The sequence below is a fragment of the Nocardia sp. NPDC049935 genome (genome assembly GCF_055586645.1).
Window position 1 is genome coordinate 149,212 of sequence record NZ_JBVJHV010000003.1, and the last position, 25,689, is coordinate 174,900.

The following is a 25,689-nucleotide window of genomic DNA, read 5'->3' on the forward strand; positions in this document are numbered from 1 at the left end:
CCCATGAGTCTCCGAAGCAAAGCACCCCGACGAGTCTGCGTGGTCGGCGCAGGAATGGTCGGCTTGTCCACCGCCTGGTTCCTTCAGGAGCAAGGGGTGGAAGTCACGGTCCTCGAGCGCGGAGCGGTGGCATCCGGGGCTTCTCGGGGGAACGCTGGATGGATCACCCCTGGAATCAGTACACCCCTGCCAGAGCCCGCTGTTCTGAAGTACGGAATCCGTGCGATTCTCAATCCGTCGTCGCCGGTGTACGTACCACCGAGCCTGAATCCTCGACTGATCCGATTCTTGTTGTCGTTCGCTCGCAACAGCACGACCTCCCGGTGGAAGGCTGCGATGGACGCGCTGGTGGCCATCAACCGCCAGGCGTTGCCTGCGTTCGACGAACTCGCTGAAGGTGGAGTGACCGCTCGAACCGAGGACGCTAAATCGTTTCTCGCCGCGTACCGCACCGCGGCCGAACAGCGGGTGCTTCTCGAGGAGTTGCGGCATATCCGGGCCGCCGGCCAGAAGATCGAGTTCGAGGTCCTGACAGGTGATGAGGCACGGGGTATCGAACCATCGCTGTCGGACCGGATCAGTACCGCGATACGACTCCACGACCAGCGATTCGTCAACCCTGGTGAGTTCGTCGCCGGTCTCGCCGCCGCCGTTCGCGCGCGGGGTGGTTCGATCGTGGAAAGGGTTCGTGTGGACCGTGTCGTCGACGAGGGCTCCGCGGTCCGCGTCACGACCTCGGAAACACGTGACGAGCAGTTCGATGCACTGGTACTCGCAACGGGCGCCTGGTTGAGCCACGATGCGCGTCCATTCGGCGTGCACATTCCCATCCAGGCCGGACGCGGATACAGCTTCAGTGTGTCGATCGACCAGGTACCGGCCGGCCCGATCTACTACCCGGCCCAGCGCATCGCCTGCACACCCATCGGAGACCGTCTGAGAGTCGCGGGGATGATGGAGTTCAAGGCACCGGACGCTGCGATGGACCACCGGCGCATCGCAGCGATCGTCGATACCGCAAGACCCCTGTTGCGCGGCGCCGGTCTCGATGAACGCCACGACGAATGGGTCGGATCGCGTCCGTGCACCCCCGATGGACTACCCGTGATCGGCGCCACCTGGTCCCAGCGCGTATTCGTCGCAGGCGGTCACGGCATGTGGGGTATTACTCTCGGGCCCGCAACCGGACGTCTTCTCGCTGCGCGGATTGCCACTGGCACGGCTCCGAGCGAACTGGCCCCGTTCGATCCCCTGCGATGAACAGAGCTGCCGTGGACGCGCACGACGATCTCCAAGGATCGGATCCCACGCCCGAAGCGCAGTGGGTGTCGCCGCGCTTCCTCTCGGCGCCTGCGTAGAGGTTGAGATTCTGGTCGAGGTACACAGCTGATAGCTGTGAAACCGAGAGATGATCCGCCGTATGTGGACCGTCTCCGCTCGATCACCAGGTGCGCCGCCAGAGCCGAGACAGTGTTCGCTCGATTCGGGATGTCGGTCGTGCCCGGCCATACCCTGCGCCGAAACTCGTGGTTCTCCCCGGCTTGCCGATTCGACCCCGGTCGGCGCCGGGGAGCTCTCGATCACAGCCGTTCGCCCACCGCCGTCTATGTTGATGTGTCGCCGAGGAATCGCACGACATCGTCGACGAAGTCCGGATGTGAGACCGCACCCATATGGCTGGTACCCGGATATAGGACCAGCCGCCCGTCCGGGATGCCGTCGGCGGTCTGCCGGAAGCTCTCGGCGCTGTAGGAGGTATCGCGCTCACCGCCGATGATCAAGGCCGGGACCTTGATCTCGCCGAGGCGTTCGGTGACATCGAACCCGTCTTCGGCGAGCAGGAAATGGTGCGTGTCGGCAGGCGACTTCGGCCGAACCAGCGGATCGGCCAACCACATCGCCGCACCGACCAGACGCGCGCCCACCGGGTTGCCGACGGTGGTGAGCGCCATATGGTGCAGTCCGCGCCTGCCCGCCAGCACCGCCTCGGCGTAACGGCGCTGACCGATCCGCAGAGCCGGATCCAGTCGGCAGGCCGCCGACACCACCACGAGCTTGCGCACCGCGTCGGGATGATCGGCGGCCAGTTGCAACGCGATCGAACCGCCGGAGGACACCCCGAGGACATCGACCGGCTCGCCGAACTCGGCACGCAATGCCTCGGCATGCTCTCCGGCGAGATCGGCCATAGTGGCTCCCGCAGCCGTTCCCGGCGCCCGGCTCACCGCGTACACCCGGAAATGCCGTGCGAGCCCGGCCAGTTTCTTGAGCTCCGAGGACCGCATCCACCCGGTCGGATTCGCGTGATCAGGAGTGAACCAGCGCAGAAAGACCAGCGGCGGTCCGCTGCCCGACGCCAGGTACGGCATTCCGTATCGCAGCACGCCCTCGGTCACCGCGAGCTCGTCGCCGCCCTTGCCCATCATCGCTCCGATCGTCGAATCGCTTTCGGCACCAACGCTAATCGCGCCGGTGCCCTCGGGCGATGACCTCTGAGGTCATGAATGCGGATCGCCGGTGGCTCCGGATCAATGCCTCCGGTCCGCGTCCGGAGGCGACGGTTGCGAAGCGCGGGTGTTGCCCTGGTCTGCGCTCGAGCAGCTCGGTAGGCATTACCGGAAGGGCCGATCATCGCCCGGTCTCCTTCAGTGTTCGGGTGCCTTGTGTTCGGGAGTCCAAGCCCGGGGCGATTACCGCGAAGGCCCGGTCGGTCAAATCGGCGGGGTCCATTGCGCCGTCACTGTCACTCCAGCATCGGAGGACCGCGTTGAAGGCGGTCAGCGCCATTCCGGTAGCCATCTGCGGATAGAGATCGCGGTCAGGGTCGAGGTCGTGCCTGCGTGCTACTTGCGCAGTCAGGTCTCGGTGCCACTGCACCTGGCGTTCCAGAAAGCGCGAGTGGAGGGCGGAGGTACGCAGCACCAGCTGGACTACTCGGAGCGCCCGGTCGGCGTGGTCGCCGCAGGCGCCGATCGGGACCCAGACAGCGTGCCGCCAGGCGACGGACGGGGGCTCGGCGATGGGGCGTGCGGCCAGTTCAGCGTGGATTCTCGTACCCATCTCGGCCAGAAACTGGACGACCACGTCCTCCTTCGACTCGAAATAGCGAAAGAAGGTACGTTTGGAAACACCTGCAGCAGTAGCGATTTCGTCGACGGTGACCGCATCGAAGCCCTTGTTCACCAGTAGCTGTAGCGCCGATTCGGTCAGCTCTCCGGCAACAAGTCGGCGTTTGCGCTCGGCCATGGTGATTCCGGCGAGATCAGTCACTCGATCACCGTAGCACACCATGCCTCATACGACACCCACTGACAGATTGACACTGAGTGACTCGAAGGTCATTATGTGCCGTATGACTGAGCGGAACTCGTGGCACGCCACGGCTATCCCTGATCAGACCGGGCGGCTTTTCGTCATCACCGGGGCAAACAGCGGCCTCGGTCTGGCGACCACCCGGGCGATCGCGAGCAGGGGCGGGCGGGTGATCCTCGCCGTACGTGACATGAACAAGGGACACCGCGCGGCCGCACGGATCAGCGCCGAGCAGCCAGGAGCTCGCCTGGAAGTTCGCAGCGTCGACTTGGCCGACTTCGATTCGGTCCGAGCGTTCGCCGACCGAATCCGAGCAGACCATGACCGGTTGGATGTGCTGATCAACAACGCGGGCGTGCTGGCGCCACCACGCACCCTCACTACGCAGGGACACGAATTACAATTCGCCGCAAATCATCTCGGCCACTTCGCCCTCACCGGCCTGCTGCTCGACCTGCTGACCGGCGACGATTCACGAGTGGTCACGGTGACCTCGGCCAATCACCGTCGGGGACGGTTGTTCTTCGAAGACCTCGCGGGCGAGCGCAACTACGCGCCGATGCGTTTCTACAACCAGTCCAAGCTGGCCAACGCCGTCTTCGGCTGGGAGCTACACCGGCGACTGAATGCGCAGGGCAGTCGGGTCCGCAGCGTGCTCGCACACCCGGGTTACGCCGCCACCAACCTGCAGCGCGGCACGCCCGTCGGCGCGATCCGGATGGTGTACGGCCGGATCCTCAGCCCGCTCGCCCAATCCCCGGACCAGGGCGCGTTACCGCAACTGTATGCCGCAACCGCACCTGAAGTGCGCGGCGGCGAGTTCATCGGGCCGGGCGGCACGGGCGAATTGCGTGGCGCACCCAAGCGGGTGCGACTGTCCGCGGCGGCTACCGACATCGAAATCGGGCAGCGGCTCTGGGTAGTCTCGGAAGACTTGACTACCGTTCGATACACCTGAGGAGCGCTCCTTCACCGCCGTCTCCCGTAGGGCTGTGTTTATTCCGGTGGACGGGTGGCGGTGGCCAGACGCTCGGCGAGGATATGCAGTTCGTCGAGAAGTTCGGGTGACGCGTCGAGGGCGAAGGGGGCGGCGAGGGCGATGAGGGCTGTGGCGATCGTTTCGGGTGAGTCGGCTCCGAGGGTGACCGTGCAGGTGTGATCGTCGAGCGGCTGCACCCGGCCGGGGATCGAGGTAGGCAGCCGGGCGGTGATCGTTTCGGCGGGTGCGGACACGGTGGCTCGGGCTGTGTATCGGTAAGGGGTATCGCGGATGCTGTCGGCCACGTAGGTGACCGGATCCGGGCCGGGTAGCTCGCGGGGGAGGAAGTGCCGGCGCAGGGGTGTGGCTGTGGAGATGCGGTCGATGCGGAAGGTGCGCCAGTCGGCGCGGTCGAGGTCGTGGGCGAGCAGATACCAGCGGTCGTGCGCGGTGACGATGGTGTAGGGCTCGACTCGCCGAGTAGTGGTGCCGCCGGCACGGGCGTGGTGTTCGAAGGACAGCAGGTCGTGGTCGCGGCAGGCGAGCGCGATAGTCGCCAGCGTTTCCGGATCGACGTGCGGACCGTGAGGCGACCGGCCGGTGTCGGTCGCGTCGGTGAGCGCGGCGACTCGCCTGCTCAGCCGGGCGGGCAGGATCTGTTCGAGTTTGGCCAGCACCCGTAATGCGATGTCAGGGCTGCCGCTGATTCCGCTGCCTGCCATCGTCAGCAGCGCGGCCGCCACGGCGATGGCCTCGTCGTCGTGCAGCAGCAGTGGCGGCAGTTTCTGACCGGAGGCCAGCCGGTAACCCCCGGCGGTGCCCGTGGTCGCCTCGACGCGGTAGCCGAGTTCGCGGAGCCGGTCGATGTCGCGGCGGACGGTGCGTCCGGTCACGCCGAGCCGTTCGGCGAGTTCGGCGCCGAACCATTCCCGCCGCGTCTGCAGCAGCGACAGCAGGCACAGCATCCGCGCCGGCATGTCCTTTGTCATAGAAATCAGATTGCCACGCCTTGCGGACTTGTTCGGTCCTAAAGGTTTTCTACCTTGGGGCATGAGCGTCCGCAGGGGACGCCACGACAATGCGGAGGAGCCGAGGGTGGCAAATGGTTTCGGGAACGCGGGGCAGGCCGCGGCGATGGCACAGTTGGCCGACCGTGTACGAGGCCCGCTGTTCTTTCCAGGTGAAGGCGGATACGACACCGAGCGGGTCGGGTTCCAGCTTTCGGACGCACATCGTCCCGAGGTGATCGTCGGGGCTGTGTCAGCCGCGGATGTGCAGGCGGCGGTCGAGTTCGCGGCTGGGCGCGGGATACCGGTGTCGGTGCAGGCGACCGGGCATGGGTTCGCGGGACCGGTGACGGAGGGGATCTTGATCAGTACCCGCCGGATGTCGGGTGTGCGTATCGACCCGGGGGCCCGTACCGCGTGGATCGAGGCGGGTGTGTGCTGGCAGCAGGTCATCGACGCGGCGGCCGGTCACGGGCTGGCCCCGCTGAGTGGTTCGCTACCCCAAGTCGGTGCCGTGTCCTACAGTCTGGGAGGCGGAATCGGGCTGCTGGCCAGGCGATACGGTTACGCCGCCGATCAGGTGCGCCGCCTCGAACTCGTCACCGCCGACGGCCGGCTGCGTGAAGTGACGGCCGAGTCCGAGCCGGACCTGTTCTGGGCGTTGCGTGGCGGCGGCGGCAATTTCGGGGTGGTCACCGGCATGGAGATCGGCCTGGTTCCGGTGCCTCGGCTGTACGGGGGCGGGCTGTACTTCGACGCCGACCCGGCGATTCTGGACGGTTGGCTGCGCTGGACAGCTTCCGTTCCGGAGGAAATGACCTCAGCGGCACTGCTGATCCCGTTCCCCGCTGTCCCGGAAGTCCCCGACCCGCTGCGAGGACGCCTGGTCGCCCACATACAGCTCGCCTACGCCGGAGACTCCGACGCCGGCGAGAAAGTGATCACGCCGCTGCGTGATCTCGGTACCTGCCTCGTGGACACCGTCCGCGATATGGCCTTCGCCGAGTCGGCCGCTGTATTCGACGACCCCTCCGACCCGCACTCCTATCAGGGAACCAACGCTTTCCTGCGCGAAGGCACCGGGATAGCCGAAACAATTCTGGCCCAGACCCACTCGAAACTGCCGCTCATCATCGGCCTCCGCCATCTCGGCGGCGCGTTGTCCAGACCACCGCAAGAACCCAGCGCGGTCGGCCACCGCGACGCCCGCTACCTGCTCAGCGTCCTGTCACCCGCGGACGGGCTCGACCCCGACCTCCTGCGCACCGCGCACAACGGCGTCCTCGACGCGATGCAGCCCTGGACGACCGGCGGATTCTCGCTGAACTTCCAATTCGGGCCGGCCGACCCCACACGCATACCGGCCGGATACGCACCAGGGGACTACCAGCGCCTCCTCGACCTGAAAAAGCAGGTCGACCCGACGTTCCTCTTCCGGGGCGGCAACACCGTCCCCGACACCGCCCTCGACAACGACTGAACCTTCGATACCGTCCAAAGGAACAGAAATGACAGAAAACTCGACGCGAGCGGCAGACGAGATCGCGCTCGCCGAACTGGAACAACGCCAGTGGCAGGCATGGGAACGCGGCGACGGCCCAGCGTTCGCCGAAACCTTCACCGAAGACGCCGACTTCGTCGCGGTCAACGGCGAGCACATCCACACCCGGGCAGCCATCGCCGAAAGCATGCAACAAGGCTTCGACACCTTCATGGCGAACACCCGGATCTCACCCGCCGAGAAGCGCACAATCCGGTTCCTGTCCCCGGATACCGCCATCGTGATCTCCAGCGGCATCTGCGTATTACGCGACGGCGCCACCGAATGCCGCCCCCAAGACCGCTCGATCCAAACCCGCACAGCAGTCAAGACAGACAGACGGGCGATGGCTGATCACCGCCTTCCAGAACGGAAGAATGGCCCCACCCCCGGCATGAACGTCGCACCGGTCGGCAGCAGACTCCGATCCCCACCACCCGGCTGCTGATCTGCTGGCCGCGCAAACGACGTGGGCATCATCCAATCCCTCACCGGACTCCCGAACGCGGCCATCGTCATCCACATGCTCGGCGCCGAACGGGACTGCTGCACGGATAGGTGTCATCGTGGTGTGCCCCACCGGTCAACCCCGTTCCCATGTTCGACGTGCCAACCGTGGGCACATCTACGCGGGACCAGGACCAGTCCGTACCGGCGGTCTGGCATCGCTGGAACGAAAAGCAATCCACGATGACCATGCGTTTTTCGGTTGCCCATGTTCTGCGTGCCTGCCGGGGACACGAACCTGCGACGACGGCAGCCACAACGGGCGATCGCACCGGCGTAGCGACCAAACATAACCCACGACCAAAACGGGGGGTAAACGCGGGGCCGGGCGCAAAAAAACAGGTCAGGCCCAATCTGAGATTGGGTCTGACCTGCTATTTTTGTGGAGCTAAGGGGACTCGAACCCCTGACCCCCACACTGCCAGTGTGGTGCGCTACCAGCTGCGCCATAGCCCCGGACATCTGCCGCCGGTTCCCCGGCTGCCTGAACGAAGTTACACCACCTCCACGTCAGGAGCCAAATCGCCTGGATTCCGAGTGAACGCTGAGGTCACGGGGCCACCTCCTGGACCCATTCGGGTTCGTTGACGTCGATCTTGGTGGCGACGTCGAACACAGCGGGAGTGGCGGCGCTGCCGTCGAGGGCGGCGGAGAGGTCGTCGACCGCGGCGGTGGCCTGGTCCTTCGCCTGAGCCTGACGCGAGCCCCCGGTGATGCAGTCGAGGGCCGGTTCGGGGGCGCCGGCGCCGGTGGCGAGGGAGGCCAGTTCCTCGTCGGTCAGGCCGGAGCCCTCTTCCGGCTGGCGGTCGGTGAAGAGGGTGTCGTGGAATTTGGCGTAGGCGACGGCGGGGCCGGAGTCGGCGACGCACTGCAGGGCCGCGGTGGCGCGGGTGGAGTAGTCGCCGCTGGAGGATTTGGGGTCGAGGAAGTTGACGAAGCGGTAGCGGACGGCGAGTTTGCCCTCGTCGATCTTCTGGGCGATCTCCTGGCCGTAGAGGGTTTCGAGGCTGCCGCAGGCGGGGCAGAGGGGGTCTTCGTAGATCTCGATGGTCTTGGGCGCCTCGGGGCGGCCCAGGCGGACGCCGCCGTCGCTCTGCAGATCCACGGTGACCGCCTCGTCGCGAACCGTTCCGTAGCCGTCGTTGCGCACCTCGGCGCTGTCGCTGCCCCATTGGAAGGCGAAGAACACGATCAGGGCGATCACCACCACGGCCACCGCGCCGAGGGCGTAGGTGGTGCGGTTGGACATGGGACGGGGGGTGTAGCCGGGCGACGAATTGCTCACCCGGACCACTCTGCCGCATCCGGGCGAACCGGTCACGCGCGAACCACCCGGGGCGGCCGCGGCCGGGTCAGGTCCGGCCGGGTCCGGGACCTGCGGTGGGAAATCCTGCGGCCTCCTCGGCCGCAGCTATGTCCACCTGGGGTTTCTCGGTTCCGGAGGACGCCGGTTGGTCACCTTCGGGGACGCGGTTCATGGGTTCGGGGACGATCAGCCAGGCCAGTGCGGCGACCAGCAGCAGCGATCCGGTAACGGCCAGGCCCGCGCCGTAGGACAGCGACTGGGCGATGGCGCCGACGATGATCGGGCCGAGAACGGTGCCGAGATCCTGCGACATCTGGAAACCGGCGAGCATGGTGCCGCCGCGGGCGCGGGAGCCGATGATATCGCCGACGGCGGCCTGCTGGGCGGGGGTGAACAGGCCCGATCCGATACCGGCGACGAACGAGGTCACCAGCAGCCAGGTGAGGTCGGGGGCCAGGCCCAAGCCGGTGGTGCCGACCGCGCAGACCAGGGCGCCGGAGATCAGCAGCGGCCGCCGGCCGTAGCGGTCGGAGAGCCGGCCCGAGAAGAACAGCACGGTGGCGTTACCGGCGGCGAATACGGTGAGCGCCACTCCGGCCATACCGGAGGGCTGCCCCAGCACCTCCACCACCAGCAGCGGCACCAGCGCCATCCGGACCCCGAAGACGGCGGCGCCGTTGGCGAAGTTGGACCACAGCGCGGCCCGGTACTCGGGGCGGGACAGGCCCTGCATGAAGCTGACGGTGCGCACGTCACCGGCGGACTCGGTATCGGCTAGCCGGGAATCGCGGAGGTTGAAATACACCACCGCGACCGCCGCCAGCAGCGCGATCGCGTAGATGAGGAAGGGGGCGCGCAACCCGAATCCGGCGAGCGCGCCACCCACCAGCGGGCCGGACAGCCCGCCGATGAGGAAACAGGTGGACCACAGCCCGGTGACACGGCCGCGTTCGGCGGGCGGGGAGAGCCGGATCACCAGCGCCATCGAGGAGACGGTGAACATGGTGGAGCCGACGCCGCCCAGCGAGCGCAGCACCATCAGCTGCCAGTAGGTCTGGGCGAAGGCGCTGGCGCCGGTGGAGACGGCGACGATCAGCAACCCGACCAGGTAGATCCGCCGCTCCCCCAGCATCTGCACCAACCGGCCGCTGACCGGGGCGAACAGCAGCCGCATGGCGGCGAAGGCACTGACGATCGCGGACGCGGCGGCCACTCCGACGCCGAAGCTGAGCGCGAACTGGGGCAGCACCGGAGAGACCAGGCCGAACCCGATCGAAATACAGAACGCGGCGCCGATCAGGACCCAGATCTCGCTGGGCAGCGGGGCGCGGCCGGATTTGCGGCGGTGCAGACGGGCGCGCAACCTGCCGGACGCCGCTTCCGCTCCACCCGATCCGTTCGTACTCCCGGATCCGGGTCGATCGTTCGCTACGGCGTCACCACTCACCCAGGCAACCAACGCCGGGTCGAGGGTCACATATTCCTGTGTTGTCGGAGCAGCTCCGCTGCTCGAGGTTCGGCCCTCCTGAGCGTCTGCTGTCGGCCCTCGAGACTCGCGGCTTCGCCGCATGCGCTTCGAGGGCCGACAGCAGACGCGGGCCGAACCGTGTCCCGGGGGGCGCCGGACTGTGTCTGGGGTACCGGGCTGTGTCTGGGGGTGCCGGAGGGGGCTAGGTGGCTTCGGACAGGGCTCGGCCTACCAGGTCTCGGGCCGCGTCCTGGACTTTCGCCAGGTGTTCTGGGCCGTGGAAGGATTCGGCGTAGATCTTGTATTTGTCCTCGGTGCCGGACGGGCGGGCCGCGAACCAGGCGTTGGCGGTGCTCACCTTCAGACCGCCCAGCGCCGCGCCGTTACCGCGTGCCTTGGTCGCGACCTCGGTGATGGGCTCACCGGCGATCTCGCTGTCGGTGACCCGGTCGGCGTCCAGTGCGGCCAGCAGTTTCTTCTCGGCGGGTCCGGCGGGCGCGTCGATCCGGGCGTAGGCGGGACTGCCGTAGCGCCGTTCGAGTTCCTGATACCGGGCCGAAGGACTCTCGCCGGTGACGGCGGCGATCTCCCCCGCCAGCAGGGCGAGCAGGATGCCGTCCTTCTCGGTGGTCCAGACGGTGCCGTCCATCCGCAGGAACGACGCGCCGGCGCTCTCCTCCCCGCCGAACGCGAGGCTGCCGCTGAACAGCCCGGGCACGAACCATTTGAACCCGACCGGCACCTCGTGGATATCGCGGCCGAGGACACCGACCACACGATCGATCATGGACGAGGTGACCGCCGTTTTGCCTATCTTGGTGAGCGCGTCCCAGCCCCGGCGGTTGGCCACCAGGTATTCGATCGCGACCGCGAGGAAATGGTTCGGATTCATCAGCCCGCCATCGGGGGTGACGATCCCGTGCCGGTCGGCGTCGGCGTCGTTGCCGGTGGAGATGTCGTAGTCGTCGCGGATGGATACCAGCGAGGCCATGGCGTTCGGTGAGGAGGGATCCATCCGGATCTGGCCGTCACTGTCGAGTGTCATGAAACTCCAGGTGGGATCCACGGTGGGATTGACCACCTCGAGTTCGAGGTCGTAGCGCTGGCCGATCTCTTCCCAGTAGTCGACGCTGGCGCCGCCCATCGGGTCGGCGCCGATCCGGATGCCCGCGCCGCGGATGGCGTCCAGGTTCAGGACGGCGGGCAGATCGCCGATGTAGTGGTCGAGGTAGTCGTAGCGGCCGGCGGCAGCCATCGCCTGCGCCAGCGGGGCGCGTTTCACCTCGGCCAGTCCACCGCGCAGCAGCGCGTTGGCGCGTTCGGCGATCGCGTCGGTGGCGCCGGTATCGGCCGGACCCCCGTGCGGCGGGTTGTATTTGATACCGCCGTCGCGCGGCGGATTGTGCGAGGGGGTCACCACGATGCCGTCGGCCTGGCCGGCGGTCGCCGCGCGATTGTGGCGGACCACCGCGTGACTCAGCGCGGGCGTGGGGGTGTAGCGGCCGCGGGCGTCGACCACCGCGCCGACCTCGTTACCGGCCAGCACCTCGAGCACCGTGGTCCAGGCGGGTTCGGAGAGGGCATGGGTGTCCCGGGCCAGGTACACCGGGCCGGTGATGCCGCGATGGGTGCGGTATTCGACGATCGCCTGGGTGATCGCGAGGATATGGGCCTCGTTGAAGGACGCGTCGAGGCTGGATCCGCGGTGCCCGGAGGTCCCGAAAACCACCTGCTGCGTGGGTTCGCCGGGGTCGGGGACGCGGCTGTAGTACGCGGTCACCAGTCCCGGAACATCCACCAGATCGTCCGGGCGGGCGGGCCGGCCGGCTCGGGTATGGGCCATGTTCGGATCTCCCTTCGTGGTCGGCCGCACGCGGCTGGTCATCATGATCATCCGAACAGTCCCGCGATCGTGGCGGCGAGATAGACCGCGACGAGGCAGATCCCGGCGTTGAGGACGATATTGGCGAGCGCGTACGCGTACGCGCCGCGGGTGGCGAGCACGACCGTCTCGTGACCGAAAGTGCTGAAGGTGGTGAGCGCACCGCAGAATCCGATGCCCGCAGCCGTCCCCAGTACTCCGCCCGCGCCGAAACCGATCAACGCGCCCAACACCGCCGAGCCCACAATATTAACCGTCAGCGTGCCCAGTGGCAGCAGGGAATCCGAGCGCAGGGTCACCGCGTGGTTCAGCAGGTATCGGGCTGTCGCGCCCAGCATTCCGCCGAAGATCACCCAGACGGCCGTCACCGCGCGCGCTCTCGCGCGATCGACCGCCGGCGAACCGGACCTACCGCCACCACCATGACCGACCTCTTTCGCTGGTACCGCCCTACGTGTGCGCTTTCGATCGCCGTATTACGCTGTCCCGCCCCGCCTGCCGGTGATACCTCGGGTGAGCCACATCCCGGCGACCACCGCGCCGAGGCACACCACCACGGTTCCCACCAGGTAGCCGAATGCCACGGCGGTGGCACCCGATTCGAGCAGTGTACGAACCTCGGCGCTGTAACTGGAAAAGGTGGTGTAGCCACCCAGCACTCCCACACCGAGGAACGGCCGGATCAGCCGATGCGGTGCGTGCCACACCTCGGTGATCAGCACCATGAGCACCCCGATCGCCAGGCAGCCGGTGACATTGGCGAGAAGGGTGCCCCACGGCACGGATTCGGGCCGATGCGGCAGCCACAGCGCCAGACCGTATCGCGCGACCGCGCCGATCCCGCCGCCCGCCGCCACCACCGCGACGACGCGCGCCTCTATCGGGGCGGGCCGTACGAATTCGGTCACTCGGGGTACCTCCGGAGCGGGTCACGGCGGGGCGGGGCACGGGTCCGGCACCGCGCCCGGGCGATCTCCGACACCGTATCCGCAGGCCGAATCGGCCTTTCGCTCGGCCGGATCGAAACGAATCGTCCTTAATTCGTAGCTTGCTACCATTCCGGATGTGAATCTCGCCACCACCGCGGTCCGGACGCGACGTCTCCGGGTCGACGCGGCGCGTAACCAACAGCGCATCGTCGATGCCGCCCGGGAATTGTTCGCCGACCGCGGTCTCGAGATCACGCTCGACGAGGTGGCCGACCACGCCGGGGTCGGCGTGGGCACGGTGTATCGCCGCTTCGCGAACAAGCGGGAACTCGTCGCGGCGGTATTCGCTGTCCATATCGAGGAGTTCACCCGGGCCGCGGAGGACGCGCTGGCGGCCGACGACCCCTGGGAGGGTCTGGTCCGCCTGTTCGAGTACGCGTGCCGGCATATGGCGACCAACCGCGGTTTCAGCGAGGTCATGCTCGAACTGCGCGACGATCCCATCCGCCTGGGCTGCGGGCAGGACCGCGTCGGCCCGGCCGTGGCCGCGGTGATGGAACGCGCCCGGACCGCCGGGGTGGTGCAGCCCGAGATCGAGGCCACCGATCTGTTCGCGCTGATCTACATGGTCGACTCGCTGGCCGAATTCGCCCGCCCGGTGGATCCCGATATCTGGCGCCGCTATATGGCGATCACCCTCAACGGCATCCGCGCCGACGCGTCGTCGCGGCAGGCGCTGCTGGTGAACGCGCTCACCCTGGCCGAGGTGGAGCAGGCCAAGGCCGCCAAACCGGGGCCCTTCCCGGCCCGTCGCCGCTGATCACACGGCTGAACCCGTTTTCCGGCGGGATACCCGCCGATGGCCTAGAGTTGGACGTGTGACCAAGTTATGGGTGAACTGGGCCGGCGACCAGCAGTGCGCGCCGTCCCGGCTGGTCGCGCCCCGCGATCAGGCCGAACTGGCCGCCGAACTCAGACGCGCCGCCGATGAGGGGCAGCGTGTCCGGGTGGCGGGGTCCGGGCATTCGTTCACCGACACCTGCCTCACCGACGGCGTACTGCTGGATCTTTCCCGGATGAACCGCGTCCTGGAGGTCGACCGCGAGACCGGCCGGGCCCGGGTCCAGGCCGGAATGACCCTCGCCGCGCTCAACGACCGGCTGGACGCGCACGGCCTGGCCTTCCCGAACCTCGGCGATATCGACGTGCAGACCATCGCGGGCGCCACGGCCACCGGCACCCACGGCACCGGGGGCCGGCTGCCGAATATCTCCGCGGCCCTGCACTCGGTGGAGCTGATGACCGCCGACGGCCGGGTCACCGAGCTCTCGGAGGAGTCCAACCCGCAGGCCTGGCGCGCGGCGCGGGTGAGCCTCGGGGCACTGGGCGTGGTGACGGCGTTCACCGTCCAGCTGGTCGAATCCTTCGTACTGGAGGGCATCGAGCGGCCGGTACCGGTCGAGGACGTACTCGCCGATCTGGATTCCCTCATCGACGACAACGACCATTTCGAGTTCTACATGTTCGCGCACAGCCCCATCGCGATGACCAAACGCAACAACCGCGTCGAGCTGCCCGCCGCGCCGCGCGGTGAGGTGGTGGACTGGTTCGCCGATGTCCTGCTGTCCAACCACGCCTTCGACGCTCTGTGCCGGCTGGCCCGGCGCCGGCCGGCTCTGATCCCCTGGATTCATCGCGGCGCGGCGTACGCCGGTAGCTACCGGCGTCAGGTGGATCGCTCCTACCGGGTGTTCACCAGTCCCCGGCTGTTCCGCTTCACCGAGATGGAATACGCCGTCCCGCGCGAGCATTCGGTCGCGGCGATCCGCGAGATCAAGGAGACCGCCAAGCGGTTCGACAGCCCCATGCCGATCGAGGTGCGCTGGGTGGCCGGCGACGACGCGTTCCTCTCCCCCGCGGGCGGACGCGCCACCTGCTATATCGCGGTGCATCAGTACCAGGGCATGGAGTACGAGCCGTTCTTCCGCGCCTGCGAAGCGGTTTTCGATCGCTTCGACGGCCGGCCGCACTGGGGCAAACGCCACTTCCAGACGGCGGACACCCTGCGCGACCGCTACCCCGACTGGGAGCGGTTCGCCGAGGTGCGCCGCCGCTACGACCCGGAGGGCCGGTTCACCAACGCCTATCTCGAGCGGGTCCTCGACCCGGTCTCAGCGGCCCAGGATCGTATCGACCAGCCGGGGTAGCGCGGTACCGATGGGTTCGCGGATCACCTCGGTGGCCAGCGAATCATAGGGCGTGGGTTCGGCGTTCACGACGATCAGATCCGCGCCCGCGGCGACCGCCCGCCCGCACAGCGAGGCCGCGGGCTCCACCTGCAGGGAGGTGCCCACGGCCAGGAAGATCTCCGCCGTCTCCGCGGCCAGCGAGGCCTTCAGCAGCGTGCGATGGTCCAGCGCCTGGCCGAACATGATCACATCCGCCTTGAGGATCCCGCCGCAATCCGGGCACGGGGGATCGGATTCACCCGCGGCGACCCGTTCCAGCGCGGCCGCCATACTCGCGGTGTACGCGCAGTTCACACACACCACATCGAACATGTTCCCGTGGATTTCGACGACCCGCTGCGGCGCCGACCCGGCCTGCTGGTGCAGCCGGTCGATGTTCTGGGTGATGATCGTGACCCCTCGACCGGACCGCTCCAGCTCGACCAGCGCGCGGTGGGCGTCGTTGGGCCGTGCGGCCCAGGCCGGATTGTCCCGGCGCGCCAGCCAGGACCGTTCGCGCAGCCCGGGGTCGGCCATGTAGTTGTCGTAGGTCGACAGCAGCTCCGCTATCGGGTCCTCGGTCCACACCCCACGCGGCCCGCGGAAATCGGGGATACCACTGTCGGTGGAGATACCGGCGCCGGTCAGCACCGCGATCCGGCCGGTCCGCTCGTACCATTCGGTCACCGGCGCACCCCGCGTACCGCCGCACCCGCGCGGGAGGGACGACGACGGCGCGGCGCCCGGGAGTCTGGAATCGGCATGCCACCAGCTTAGGCACGGCGTGATCACCGGTTGCCATACCACAGCCCGCGAGGATGCCGGGCAAATATTTGGCAATCCATTTGCAGACTTTCGGTCTGTTATCGGATCGTTTCGGAAACCTACGGTCCCGTACTTGCCTCAACGGCCGTTCTGATCCCCGCCAGCTGCCGATTTACCCTTCCAGATCACGCCCAGATCGCGGTAACCGACCGCCTCACGGCGTTCCCTGTGACCCTTTTCTCCAGATTTGCTACGCGGTATCCAGACAGAGATTTCTCCGTTACGCTGAACACAGTTGCCGCACCGACACCGAGACGGAGGTCCCGCCATGGCCAGCCATTACGCACCTCGTACGGCCGACCTGCGGGTCGGATCCCGGCCTGCGGAGAGCTACGGCAGTAACGGTTTGATAACCAACCGGCTGGGGTACCCGGAAGATATGGCAGCCCTGCGAAATCGACCCGCCCGGATCGCCGGCATGGAATGGGGTACCGCGCTGCTGGCTCTGGCCACGTGCCTGATCTTCAGCACCGGAATCGCCGCCATCACCCAATCGCTGGGCACCGCCCTGGTCGCCACCGCCTGCATTCTGGTCGGCATCGGGGTCGCGCTCCGCATCCTGAGATCCCCGCGCTGAAAGATTTCCGGCACCGGCCGACCGGCCGTGCGCATCGCCCCCGAATTCCTCGTCACGGGGTTACTCTGCGTGCATGCCACCCGGGGATGACTCCGATCAAGCGAGCGGCGCGGAGATCGGTGGACCCACAGCCGGCGAACCCGCCGATGCCGCTCCCGCGCGCGGACCGCATATCGACCCCGCTGTCGAGAGCGGCTGGCTGGGCCGCCGGGTGCCCCGCCCCCGGCATCGCCCCCGGTGGTCCACCGTCCTGCTGGTCGTCGCCTTCGTGGCGGTACTCGTTCTCTATCTGATCCTGCAACCCGCCTGAGTGACGACCGGGAATAATCCGGTTGCCGCAGCGCCTTAAGGTTGTCGATATGAAGGAGAAGGGGCGCAAGGTCATCGCGACCAACCGCCGGGCGCGGCACAACTACACGATCCTGGACACCTACGAGGCCGGGATCGCGCTGGTCGGCACCGAGGTCAAGAGCCTGCGTGAGGGTAAGGCCTCACTCGTGGACGCCTTCGCGACCGTGGACAACGGCGAGGTCTGGCTGCGCGGCCTGCACATCCCCGAATTCAGTCACGGCACCTGGACCAACCACTCCCCGCGGCGGGTCCGCAAACTGCTGCTGCACAAACGGGAGATCGAGCGGCTGGTCGGCAAATCCCGCGAGGGCAATCAGACACTGGTACCGCTGTCGATGTACTTCTCCGACGGCAAGGTGAAGGTCGAGCTCGCCCTGGCCAAGGGTAAACAGGACTACGACAAGCGCCAGGACCTCGCGCGGCGTACCGCCGAACGGGAGGTCACCCGCGAGATCGGGCGCCGGATCAAGGGGATGCGCTGACGCCTCCCGCAGGGGACCCGGGCACCCGGAAAACGGGAATGAACGACCCTGCCCGAAGTGTTAGCATGACTAGCCCGGCAAGGTGCCGGGACGTACGGGGCTGAACGGTTTCGACTGCGTACGTTGATTCAGGGGAAGCGTGTCGGTGCAGGCAAGAGACCACCGTAAGCGTCGCTGCAACCAATTAAGCGCCGATTCTCATCAGCGCGAGTACGCTCTCGCTGCCTAAGCGATAGCGTCTCTGTCGGCCCGAGGTTCGCCCTCGGCTTCGGTGCCGGCATCAGCTAGAGGGCTCACCGTGCGGCTCGGTCGCGGAGTCGTACGGGACATCTCACAGCGACTGGGATCGTCATCCCGGCTTGTTCGCGAGACCGGGAGATCCGAGTAGAGGCACAGCGAACTGCACACGGAGAAGCCCTGGTGACGCGGCGGAGGACCCGGGTTCGATTCCCGGCAGCTCCACGAAAGGCCCGGTCCGAACGGACCGGGCCTTCGCCTTTTTCATTCGTCGGTCTCGGGTGGGTTTGCGGATGCCCAACTGGCCTCGTCGGTGGGTTGGACCGTTCGATGATCCAGTTGGTGCATTTGCGTCGCCCCCGGGGCAAGGTGAACAAGAGGATCAAGCAGCGTCGGTGTGATGGCCCGTGAAAGTCACCCTGGTGGCATCGATGTCGAGGGCGATATTGAGGGTGGCGTCGAGGGCATCGGCGAGCTTGGCGAGCAGTGGAAGGGTTGGCACAGTGTCGGAACCCTCGATACGCGAAATCTTCGCCTGGGTCAGTCCGGCACGATCGGCAAGGTCGGCTTGAGTGAGTCCGAGTTCGACGCGGCGGTCGTAGACCGCCTTGGCCAACGCCATAGAGAGTCGGATCTCGCGGCGGGCCTCGGTGACGTCATCGGGCTCGGTATAGCCCGCAACAAGGTTACGTTCCTGGCGGGTTTGCCAGCGTGCGTGGCTCATCGGTCCAGTTCTCCCTTCTCGATCATGCGGACGAATTGCCGATGGGCGGGTTCATGTTCTGCCTGGCAGATCTGCTGGGCGAGCTTTGCGCGTTTCACTTGGGCGTCCTCGCGCATCCGCGTCTTACGGAACACTGTCAGCAGGATGGCACGTTTGCCAGGCGCGAGCCAGTAGGTGATACGGATGGCAGCACCGCCCACCGTCGGACGTAATTCCCGTACACCGTCGCCGAGGTACCGGGCGAAGGGCTCCCCCAGGAACTCGGCTTGTTCGGCGAGCAATCCGACGTATTCGTCGATTTTCAGGAAGTGCCTGGCAGGCAGGGACTCGAGCCAGGCCCGGACCTCGGGCTCTATTTCGATAGTGAACAGTTCCCCCACAGCATAAAGCCTATATGTCGTTGACGACATACTGCAAGGATCTCGGGCTCCTCAATTGGAAACGGGTATTCCGGAGAGCACCAGCGCCGCGCCCGCCGCCGACGCGGTGGCCACGACGGCGGCGAAAAGGGTGACGCCGGTGGAGAAGCCGAGTCCGTCGCTGACGACTCCGAGCGCGAGAGTCATGAAGCCGGCGACGGCGTAGGCGCCGATATTGAGCGCGGCATTGGCCTCGGCGAGCCGCTCGACCGGGACCCCACTGTTCAGCAGGGAGAGACCGCCGAGCATGCCGGGACCGTACGCGGCCCCGGCCAGGGCGGCCGCGGCGGCGAATCCGGCCACCGAGGCGGTATCGACCGCGACCACCAGGGCGGCGACACAGGCCACCGTGGTCACCGCGGAGATCAGCAGTAACCGGCGCACGGGCAGACCGCGGAGCAGGAACTGACTGCCGGTGGCGACGGTGAAGGTGAGGCAGGCCATGGCGCCGGCGAGGATCCGGTTGGTGGACGCGAGCAGTTCGGACAGCAGCGACGGCGCCAGCGAGAGCATGAACGCGGTGGTGGTGAGCGCGGGTCCGGCGACCACCACCGCGATCAGCAGGTGGCGGCGGTTCGGGCGCGGCACCCGGGGAACGCGCACCCAGGCGGTGCCGGAGCGGGTGGCGGGGCGCGGGATGGGCAGCACGGTCACCAGGACCAGCGCTATCAGGAGGAATACGGTCTCGGCGAGGAAGACCGTGACGGTCGGGCCGGGCAGGGTTTCGGAGAGTATCCCGCCGAGCAGGGGGCCCAGCCCGGTTCCCACCGCGATACCCACGGCGCCGGCCAGTGCCGCGGTGCGGGCCCGCAGCGGTCCGGCGATATCGGAGACCGCGGCCACACCCGCGGACACCATGGCGCCGCTGGCGATTCCGGTGAGCGTGCGGGCGACGAACAGGGCGGGTGTTCCGGGCGCGACGGCGAACAGCACCCCGGCCGCGAGGGCCAGGACGAGCGCGGGGATCAGGACGGCTTTGCGCCCGAGCCGGTCGGAGACCACCCCGGATACCAGCAGGGCGGCCGCCATACCGGCCATATAGCAGCAGAAGACCGCGGTGAGGGTGCTCTTGCCGAATCCGAATTCGGCCTGCCAGAGCACATAGAGCGGGGTGGCCGCGTTGGCGAGCACGAAAACGGCCGCGATCGGCCAGGCGGTCGCCCAGATGCGCAGGTTCGGTGATCGGATCGCGGACGGTGCGGCGGTGGCTACGGCCATGGCATGATCCTGTTCTCGAGTACGAGTTTTATCGAACTAGTTCGAATAGAATCGAACTGTAGCAGCCCGGTACGATGTTTGTCGTACCGAACGAGCGGAGACGAACGTGCCCGACCCCTCACCCACCCCACCGGCCGGGGCGCCGCTACCCGAACCCACCCGCGCCGAACTCCGCCTGGAGACGGTGCTGGGAGCCCTGAGCGATCCGCTCCGGCTCGCCATCGTGCGCGCCTACTACCTGGAATCCGGAGGTGTCCCGCAGGCCTGCGGCTGGTTTCCCATCGACCGTCCGAAATCGACCCGGACCCACCACTGGCGGGTACTGCGCGAAGCCGGGCTGATCCGGCAGTGGCAGCACGGGATGGAACGGCGCAATCTGGTGCGGGTCGAGGATCTGAACGATCGCTTTCCGGGCCTGCTGGACCTGGTGGCGCACTGGGAGCCGCCCGCCGGATAGGACGAATCCGGAACTATATGTAACCCTTCGTCCTAGTTATGGGTATGATCGCAACACCGGGGCAATCTCCGGCCGCGATCTCGGTCGCGGCCGGTGCTGGTGACGATCGAGGAGGATCGATGGGGCTGTTCGGCCATCCCGCACTGCGGCAGGTGACAGATCCGGGCGAGGTGGCGCTCAACGCCCGCAACGTCAGTTTCGACTGGACCGCCATCCCCCTGCACTGGATGCGCGCCGAACCCATCGCCTCCCATGTGCTCAACGCGCTGAACCTGCTGCTGCCCGAGGGCGAGCGCAACTTCCTGGTGACCTTCGGGGAAGCGCTGCCCTTCGTCCGGGACGAGAAACTGCGCGAGGACATGCTCGGATTCATCGGGCAGGAATCGATGCACGCCGAAACCCACGCCGATTCGCACGAAGCGCTGCTCGCGGCCAACGGTATCGATCCGCGGCCGTTCGTCCGGCAGACGGAATACCTGTTCCGCACCACCGTCGGCCCGCGCCGCAGCACCGCCACCCGCGCCGGCCGCCAGCAGCTGGTGGACCGGCTCGCCGTGATCGCCTCGCTGGAGCATTTCTTCGCCTTCCTGGGCGACTGGGTGCTCAACCAGAATCTGGAGAAATTCGAGGCCGACCCGCGCATGCTGGACCTGTTCCGCTGGCACGGCGCCGAAGAGGTCGAACACCGCAATGTGGCCCACGATGTGGCCGAATACTTCGGGGTCGGCTATTTCCGGCGCGGGGCGCTGATGCTGCTGGTCTTCCCCACCTTCCTGGTGCTGCTCGTCCGGGGCACCAAATTCCTGGTGCATCGGGACCCGGCACTGCCCGATCTCGGCTATCCCCGGCTGCTGCTGCGCATCCTGGGCGCGATGCGCCGGGGCGCGCTGCCCGGCATCCCGTCGCTGCTGATCAGCGCGCTGTCGACATTCAAGCCCGGCTACACCCCGGAGTCGGTCGGCTCCACCGCGCAGGCCATCGCCTATCTCGCGAAATCCCCGGCGGCACGGGCGGCGTCGTGACGGTCACCGATTCCGGGCGGCCGATGCCGCCGGCCGATCTGTACGGCAGGAGCCGGGGCGATCGCACCATGCGCGTGCTGGACGCGGTCGTGAACGCCCGGATGCGCTGGACCGCCGTGACCAACCTGCGCGACCTGCGCCCCCGGGTCGACGACCGGCGGATCCCGCTCGTGGTCACCGAACGCCGCATCGTGGCCTCCGACCAGGACGTGGTGAGCCTGCGGCTGGCCGCGCCGGGCGGCGGCCCGCTACCCCCGTGGCGGCCCGGCGCCCATCTGGATCTGGAACTGCCCTCCGGGTTGCTGCGGCAGTATTCGCTGTGCGGCGACCCGCGCGATACCCGTGGCTACCGGATCGCGGTCCGGCGCATCCCGGACGGCGCCGGATCGGCCGAGGTGCACGATGATCTGGGCGTGGGGCGCGCGCTGGTGGTTCGCGGGCCGCGCAACGCGTTTCCGTTCGCCGCGCCGGGCCACGGCTCCGCGGCGACCCGGGTGCGTTTCGTGGCCGGCGGTATCGGGATCACCCCGATCCTGCCCATGATGCGGCTGGCCGACGCCCTCGGTATCGAATGGACCGCGATCTATACCGGACGCACCCGCGACACCCTGCCGTTCCTGGCCGAGGTGGAGGGTTTCGGCCCGCGCGCGCGGGTGCGTACCGACGACCGGCACGGCCTGCCCGATATCGCCACACTGCTGGACGGAGCCGGTCCCGATACCGCCGTCTACTGCTGCGGCCCGGCCCCGATGATCGCCGGTGTCGCCGCCGCGGTCCGCGGGATGCCCGGCGTCGAACTGCATTCCGAACGTTTCTCGGCGCCTCCTGTCGTGGACGGCACGCCGTTCGAGATCCAGTTGTCGCGCGGCGGTGAGGTGATCGAGGTTCCGGCCGACCGCTCGGCGCTGGAGATGCTGCTGCGCAGCCGCCCGGATCAGCCGTACTCGTGCCGGCAGGGCTTCTGCCGGACCTGCAAGGTCCGCGTTCTCGACGGCGAACCCGAGCACCGCGATTCGGTCCTGACCCCCGCCGAACGCGCGGCAGGCGAACTGCTGGTGTGCGTATCGCGCTGCGCGGGCGGCCGATTGGTACTCGACCTGTAGCTCCGGCCCCGGCCGGAACCCGACCCCACCGACAGCACGAGGAGTGAAGCGTGACCGCATCGAGCACCGGCATCCCCGAGACCACCCGGACGGTTCACCACCGCGGATTCGACCTCGCGGTCTACGAATACGGCGACCCCGCCGCCGAAACCGTCGTACTGGTCCACGGCTGGCCCGATACCCATCACCTGTGGCGCGGGGTGATCCCGCTGCTGGCCGAACGGTTCCATGTGGTGGCCTACGACACCCGCGGGCACGGGGCGTCCACCCGTACCTCCCGGGTCGCCGACTTCCGCCTCGAGGAACTCGCCGCCGATTTCTACGCGGTCGCCGACGCGGTCAGTCCCGGCCGCCCCGTCCACGTACTCGCGCACGACTGGGGTTCGGTGCAGGTATGGGAGGCGGTCTGCGAACCGCAAGCCATCGAACGGATCGCCTCGTTCACCTCGGTATCCGGCCCGAACCTGGACCATCTGGCGGCGTGGGTGCGCGCCCGGCTCGGCAGCCCGAGCCCGCGCAATCTGTGGCAGCCGTTCACCCAGTTGCTGTCCTCGGCCTACACCGGTCTGTTCATGACGCCGATGCTGCCGCGACTGCTGTTCGGCGCTGTCGCCACCGAGGGGCGGTGGCGGCGGGTGATCCAGCTGATGAACCGGACACCGGCCTCCACGATCCACTTCGGCCCGACCCTGAAACAGGATATGGTCGACGGCCTGCTCATCTACCGGGCCAATATCATCCCCCGGATGCTCAATCCGCGGGAACGCACCACCGATGTCCCGGTGCAGCTGATCGTGGCCGGCCACGATATCGCCGTCCGCCCGGCGGGTTACGACGATTCGGCACGGTGGGTGTCGCGGCTGTGGCGGCGTGATGTTCCGGCCGGACACTGGATGCCGTTCTCGCATCCCGAGCTCTTGGCGGAGGCGACGAGCGAACTCGCCGCCACGGTCGGCACGGGCGCGGACGATTCCGCGACAGTGCATCTGCTCCCGAATGCCGGCACGACCTCGCCCGGGCGCGCGAACGGTAACCGGGCCGCGCGCTGATCAGAGGTCAGGACGCGGTCGCGGAGTCGGCCGCGCGCAGGAAATGCCGCCCCCAGGAACGGATCTGGGCGATGAGCTCCGGTGGTTCCAGCACCTGGAATTCGGCATCCAGCGATCCCAGCGCCATGGTGGGCCAGTCGAGGGAGTCGGTGCTCATCGTGACCCGGCAGCGGCCGGCCGATACGGCGTCGACGGTGCTCCACTGCCCGATCCGGGCACGGACCTCGTCGGCGGGTGCGTCGACCAGCGCTTCGATCCGGTAGGGGCGGGCGACACTGTCGACGCCCGCCCGGACGAATTCGGCGGCGTCCGCGACGGGGAGTTCGCGCGGCCGGAACCGGGAACCGTCGCCCTCCGGACCGGTCAGGCGGTCGATGCGGAAGCTACGCCAATCGTGGCGCAGGAGATCGAAGGCGACCAGGTACCAGCGCCTGCCCAGCGATACCAGCCGGTGCGGTTCGACATGGCGTTCGGTGCGGCTGCCGTCGGCGGCGGTATAGGAGAACCGCAGGCGTTCGCTGTCCCGGCAGGCCAGCGCCAGCGCGGTCAAGGCCGCCGGGTCGGGACCGGGGCCGGGGCGGCCGCTCCACTCGGCGGGCACGGTCATGGCCCGGATCGCCTCCACCCGGCGGCGCAGCCGCGGGGGCATCACCTGGACCACCTTGGCGAGGGCGCGCACCGAGGATTCCGCGACACCGGCGACCGATCCCTGCATGGCGGTCTGCAATCCGATCACCAAGGCCACCGCTTCGTCGTCGTCGACCATCAGCGGCGGCAGCGCCGCACCCGCGGCGAGCTGATATCCACCGTCGACGCCGCGCTGGGCCTCCACCGGGTAGCCCAGGTCACGCAAACGGTCGACATCCCGGCGCAGGGTCCGCGCGGAGACGCCGAGGCGGTCCGCCAGCTCATTGCCCGGCCAGTATTTGTGGGTCTGCAGCAACGACAGCAGGCGCAGGGTCCGCGTGCTCGTATTCGCCATACTCCGATTGTCCTCGCTATTGCGGTCATTTTGTGACCGCTGGCCAACGCGGGTCAGGCCTGCAGGGACAAACCCGTGATGGTGTCCGCGGTGATCGTCCCGTCGGCATGTCTGCGCCCGTACACCACCACCGGGGCGCCGATGGTGATGCCCTCGACACTGCCGGCCATCAAGACGTACAGCTTGGTCTCACGGTCGGTGTAAACCGTGAGCTCCGAGCGGGTGAGTTCGCTGCTGATGGTGAGCGTCGAACCGTCGTTGCCCCGGACCTTGCCGAAGACGAATCCGGTTCCGACAATGCGCGATCCGCTTCCCGGCGAGTCCGATTTCGAGGGTGCGGGCACGGCCTGGACGGTGGCCGTCGGCGCCGAGGCCACGGTGGCGAGACCCGGCCGGCCGGCCTCGTCGAGGCCTGTCGTGCGGCCCAGGTAGAAACTGCCGGCGGTGAGCAGCACCGCCAGGCCGAGGCACAACCCGAGCAGGGCGTGTCCACCGAACGGGCTCGACCGGGTGAGGCCCGGGCCCGACGAGTTCTCGGCGGACAGCGGGTGAGGGTCCGGGTACCGGGCCGGGTCCGGGGCACCGGAGATCTCGGCGGACGGGTACGTGCCGAAGGGGTCCGTCTCGGTGTCCTCGGTATCGGGGTACGCAGCGGCCCGCGGCCCTCCGGGTCTCGCCGCGGCCTCGGTTACGGAGAAGTCATCGACCGGATGGTCCCCGGAACCTGCCGGAGTCGTATCTCCGATCTCGGTGTGCCGGAAGGTCGCGGTGCGGATCGCCTCCGACTCAGAGCGGGTGGGTACCGGTGTGGCCGCGGGAAGGGCCGGCAGGGTGGCGGACGGTTCCCCGGAGGGGTCCGGAGTCGCCGGGACCGCCGCTCCCAGCAGATGTGCCGACACCGTCGGGTCGGCGTCGCCGGCCGGTCCCTCGGCACCGGCCGGGCCGGACGGTGGCGGACGCTTCCCGGTCGCGGCACGGATCACCGCCGGGTCCAGGCTGCCGAACCGGGCGACCGGCGCCGCCGGACGGCCGGGTGACCGTGACCACGGCGGGCGCTTACTGGACATACTGCCAGGCTAGGGGGT

At 68.0% G+C, this 25,689-nt stretch carries 27 protein-coding genes, 1 tRNA gene, 1 other RNA gene and 1 pseudogene; 15 read left to right on the plus strand and 15 right to left on the minus strand.

The window, feature by feature from the left end; all coding sequences use genetic code 11:
• The first annotated feature begins 3 nt into the window (after positions 1-3).
• Both ACZ6SF_RS13630 and ACZ6SF_RS13635 read left to right on the plus strand, forming a co-directional pair.
• On the plus strand, positions 4-1,260 hold the full coding sequence (locus tag ACZ6SF_RS13630; protein ID WP_466062429.1) for an NAD(P)/FAD-dependent oxidoreductase: 1,257 nt from the start codon (positions 4-6) through the stop codon (positions 1,258-1,260).
• 37 nt (positions 1,261-1,297) lie between these two features.
• Positions 1,298-1,390, plus strand: a pseudogene (locus ACZ6SF_RS13635) (RidA family protein); the annotation flags it as partial.
• A gap of 214 nt (positions 1,391-1,604) precedes the next feature.
• Here ACZ6SF_RS13635 and ACZ6SF_RS13640 read toward each other — a convergent pair.
• Positions 1,605-2,426, minus strand: a complete 822-nt coding sequence (locus ACZ6SF_RS13640; protein WP_466062430.1) for an alpha/beta fold hydrolase — start codon at positions 2,424-2,426, stop codon at positions 1,605-1,607.
• Positions 2,427-2,628: 202 nt separating this feature from the next.
• The gene (locus ACZ6SF_RS13645) at positions 2,629-3,270 is read right to left on the minus strand and encodes a TetR family transcriptional regulator (RefSeq protein ID WP_466062431.1); all 642 of its coding nucleotides are present in this window, start codon (positions 3,268-3,270) and stop codon (positions 2,629-2,631) included.
• 82 nt (positions 3,271-3,352) lie between these two features.
• On the opposite strand from ACZ6SF_RS13645, the gene ACZ6SF_RS13650 reads away from it, so the two are divergent.
• Positions 3,353-4,270, plus strand: a complete 918-nt coding sequence (locus ACZ6SF_RS13650) for an oxidoreductase (RefSeq protein WP_466062432.1) — start codon at positions 3,353-3,355, stop codon at positions 4,268-4,270.
• A 38-nt stretch (positions 4,271-4,308) separates the two neighbouring features.
• On the opposite strand, the gene ACZ6SF_RS13655 is transcribed toward ACZ6SF_RS13650, so the two are convergent.
• Positions 4,309-5,280, minus strand: a complete 972-nt coding sequence (locus ACZ6SF_RS13655; RefSeq protein WP_466062433.1) for a helix-turn-helix transcriptional regulator — start codon at positions 5,278-5,280, stop codon at positions 4,309-4,311.
• Between the two features lie 145 nt (positions 5,281-5,425).
• On the opposite strand from ACZ6SF_RS13655, the gene ACZ6SF_RS13660 reads away from it, so the two are divergent.
• Positions 5,426-6,778, plus strand: a complete 1,353-nt coding sequence (locus ACZ6SF_RS13660; protein ID WP_466062972.1) for an FAD-binding oxidoreductase — start codon at positions 5,426-5,428, stop codon at positions 6,776-6,778.
• 28 nt (positions 6,779-6,806) lie between these two features.
• Complete coding sequence (locus ACZ6SF_RS13665; RefSeq protein WP_466062434.1) at positions 6,807-7,286, plus strand: SgcJ/EcaC family oxidoreductase; 480 nt, start codon at positions 6,807-6,809, stop codon at positions 7,284-7,286.
• Positions 7,287-7,728: 442 nt separating this feature from the next.
• On the opposite strand, the gene ACZ6SF_RS13670 is transcribed toward ACZ6SF_RS13665, so the two are convergent.
• The 6 genes from ACZ6SF_RS13670 to crcB (ACZ6SF_RS13695) form a co-directional block, all read right to left on the minus strand.
• Positions 7,729-7,801: transfer RNA gene (locus tag ACZ6SF_RS13670), tRNA-Ala, on the minus strand.
• A gap of 94 nt (positions 7,802-7,895) precedes the next feature.
• Positions 7,896-8,630, minus strand: a complete 735-nt coding sequence (locus ACZ6SF_RS13675) for a DsbA family protein (protein ID WP_466062435.1) — start codon at positions 8,628-8,630, stop codon at positions 7,896-7,898.
• 67 nt (positions 8,631-8,697) lie between these two features.
• On the minus strand, positions 8,698-10,002 hold the full coding sequence (locus tag ACZ6SF_RS13680) for an MFS transporter (RefSeq protein ID WP_466062973.1): 1,305 nt from the start codon (positions 10,000-10,002) through the stop codon (positions 8,698-8,700).
• A 319-nt stretch (positions 10,003-10,321) separates the two neighbouring features.
• Entirely contained in the window at positions 10,322-11,962 is a 1,641-nt protein-coding gene (pgm, locus tag ACZ6SF_RS13685) for a phosphoglucomutase (alpha-D-glucose-1,6-bisphosphate-dependent) (RefSeq protein WP_466062436.1), read from the minus strand.
• Between the two features lie 47 nt (positions 11,963-12,009).
• The gene (crcB, locus tag ACZ6SF_RS13690; RefSeq protein WP_466062437.1) at positions 12,010-12,369 is read right to left on the minus strand and encodes a fluoride efflux transporter CrcB; all 360 of its coding nucleotides are present in this window, start codon (positions 12,367-12,369) and stop codon (positions 12,010-12,012) included.
• Positions 12,370-12,477: 108 nt separating this feature from the next.
• The gene (gene crcB / locus ACZ6SF_RS13695; protein ID WP_466062438.1) at positions 12,478-12,909 is read right to left on the minus strand and encodes a fluoride efflux transporter CrcB; all 432 of its coding nucleotides are present in this window, start codon (positions 12,907-12,909) and stop codon (positions 12,478-12,480) included.
• 157 nt (positions 12,910-13,066) lie between these two features.
• Here crcB (ACZ6SF_RS13695) and ACZ6SF_RS13700 point away from each other — a divergent pair, with 157 nt between their 5' ends.
• Positions 13,067-13,750 (plus strand): TetR/AcrR family transcriptional regulator, encoded by a 684-nt coding sequence (locus ACZ6SF_RS13700; protein WP_466062439.1) that lies wholly within the window; start codon positions 13,067-13,069, stop codon positions 13,748-13,750.
• Between the two features lie 58 nt (positions 13,751-13,808).
• Positions 13,809-15,137 (plus strand): D-arabinono-1,4-lactone oxidase, encoded by a 1,329-nt coding sequence (locus ACZ6SF_RS13705; protein ID WP_466062440.1) that lies wholly within the window; start codon positions 13,809-13,811, stop codon positions 15,135-15,137.
• Here ACZ6SF_RS13705 and ACZ6SF_RS13710 read toward each other — a convergent pair.
• Positions 15,102-15,845 (minus strand): SIR2 family NAD-dependent protein deacylase, encoded by a 744-nt coding sequence (locus ACZ6SF_RS13710; protein ID WP_466062441.1) that lies wholly within the window; start codon positions 15,843-15,845, stop codon positions 15,102-15,104. The genes ACZ6SF_RS13705 and ACZ6SF_RS13710 overlap by 36 nt on opposite strands.
• Before the next feature lie 517 nt (positions 15,846-16,362).
• Here ACZ6SF_RS13710 and ACZ6SF_RS13715 point away from each other — a divergent pair.
• From ACZ6SF_RS13715 to ssrA, 4 genes are all read left to right on the plus strand, one after another.
• Entirely contained in the window at positions 16,363-16,560 is a 198-nt protein-coding gene (locus ACZ6SF_RS13715; RefSeq protein ID WP_466062442.1) for a hypothetical protein, read from the plus strand.
• Positions 16,561-16,633: 73 nt separating this feature from the next.
• Positions 16,634-16,870, plus strand: coding sequence for a hypothetical protein (locus ACZ6SF_RS13720; RefSeq protein WP_466062443.1), 237 nt, complete (start codon positions 16,634-16,636; stop codon positions 16,868-16,870).
• A 49-nt stretch (positions 16,871-16,919) separates the two neighbouring features.
• Entirely contained in the window at positions 16,920-17,393 is a 474-nt protein-coding gene (gene smpB, locus ACZ6SF_RS13725) for an SsrA-binding protein SmpB (RefSeq protein WP_450000533.1), read from the plus strand.
• A 96-nt stretch (positions 17,394-17,489) separates the two neighbouring features.
• Positions 17,490-17,858, plus strand: a transfer-messenger RNA (tmRNA) gene (gene ssrA, locus ACZ6SF_RS13730).
• Positions 17,859-18,012: 154 nt separating this feature from the next.
• Here ssrA and ACZ6SF_RS13735 read toward each other — a convergent pair.
• From ACZ6SF_RS13735 to ACZ6SF_RS13745, 3 genes are read right to left on the minus strand one after another with little or no spacing between them, the layout of a single operon-like run.
• A complete protein-coding gene (locus ACZ6SF_RS13735) occupies positions 18,013-18,354 on the minus strand; it encodes a helix-turn-helix transcriptional regulator (protein ID WP_466062444.1) in 342 nt (113 codons plus the stop codon).
• Positions 18,351-18,734, minus strand: coding sequence for a type II toxin-antitoxin system RelE/ParE family toxin (locus tag ACZ6SF_RS13740; RefSeq protein ID WP_466062445.1), 384 nt, complete (start codon positions 18,732-18,734; stop codon positions 18,351-18,353). The genes ACZ6SF_RS13735 and ACZ6SF_RS13740 overlap by 4 nt, the downstream gene beginning before the upstream one ends.
• 51 nt (positions 18,735-18,785) lie before the next feature.
• A complete protein-coding gene (locus ACZ6SF_RS13745; RefSeq protein ID WP_466062446.1) occupies positions 18,786-19,991 on the minus strand; it encodes an MFS transporter in 1,206 nt (401 codons plus the stop codon).
• 106 nt (positions 19,992-20,097) lie between these two features.
• On the opposite strand from ACZ6SF_RS13745, the gene ACZ6SF_RS13750 reads away from it, so the two are divergent.
• From ACZ6SF_RS13750 to ACZ6SF_RS13765, 4 genes are all read left to right on the plus strand, one after another.
• Positions 20,098-20,448, plus strand: coding sequence for an ArsR/SmtB family transcription factor (locus ACZ6SF_RS13750; RefSeq protein WP_466062447.1), 351 nt, complete (start codon positions 20,098-20,100; stop codon positions 20,446-20,448).
• Positions 20,449-20,567: 119 nt separating this feature from the next.
• The gene (locus tag ACZ6SF_RS13755; RefSeq protein WP_466062448.1) at positions 20,568-21,470 is read left to right on the plus strand and encodes a metal-dependent hydrolase; all 903 of its coding nucleotides are present in this window, start codon (positions 20,568-20,570) and stop codon (positions 21,468-21,470) included.
• A 68-nt stretch (positions 21,471-21,538) separates the two neighbouring features.
• Positions 21,539-22,573, plus strand: a complete 1,035-nt coding sequence (locus tag ACZ6SF_RS13760) for a PDR/VanB family oxidoreductase (RefSeq protein WP_466062974.1) — start codon at positions 21,539-21,541, stop codon at positions 22,571-22,573.
• A gap of 50 nt (positions 22,574-22,623) precedes the next feature.
• On the plus strand, positions 22,624-23,622 hold the full coding sequence (locus tag ACZ6SF_RS13765) for an alpha/beta fold hydrolase (RefSeq protein WP_466062449.1): 999 nt from the start codon (positions 22,624-22,626) through the stop codon (positions 23,620-23,622).
• A 7-nt stretch (positions 23,623-23,629) separates the two neighbouring features.
• Here ACZ6SF_RS13765 and ACZ6SF_RS13770 read toward each other — a convergent pair whose 3' ends face one another.
• Complete coding sequence (locus ACZ6SF_RS13770; protein WP_466062450.1) at positions 23,630-24,604, minus strand: helix-turn-helix transcriptional regulator; 975 nt, start codon at positions 24,602-24,604, stop codon at positions 23,630-23,632.
• Positions 24,605-24,657: 53 nt separating this feature from the next.
• Positions 24,658-25,671, minus strand: a complete 1,014-nt coding sequence (locus tag ACZ6SF_RS13775) for a hypothetical protein (protein ID WP_466062451.1) — start codon at positions 25,669-25,671, stop codon at positions 24,658-24,660.
• Between the last annotated feature and the right edge of the window lie 18 nt (positions 25,672-25,689).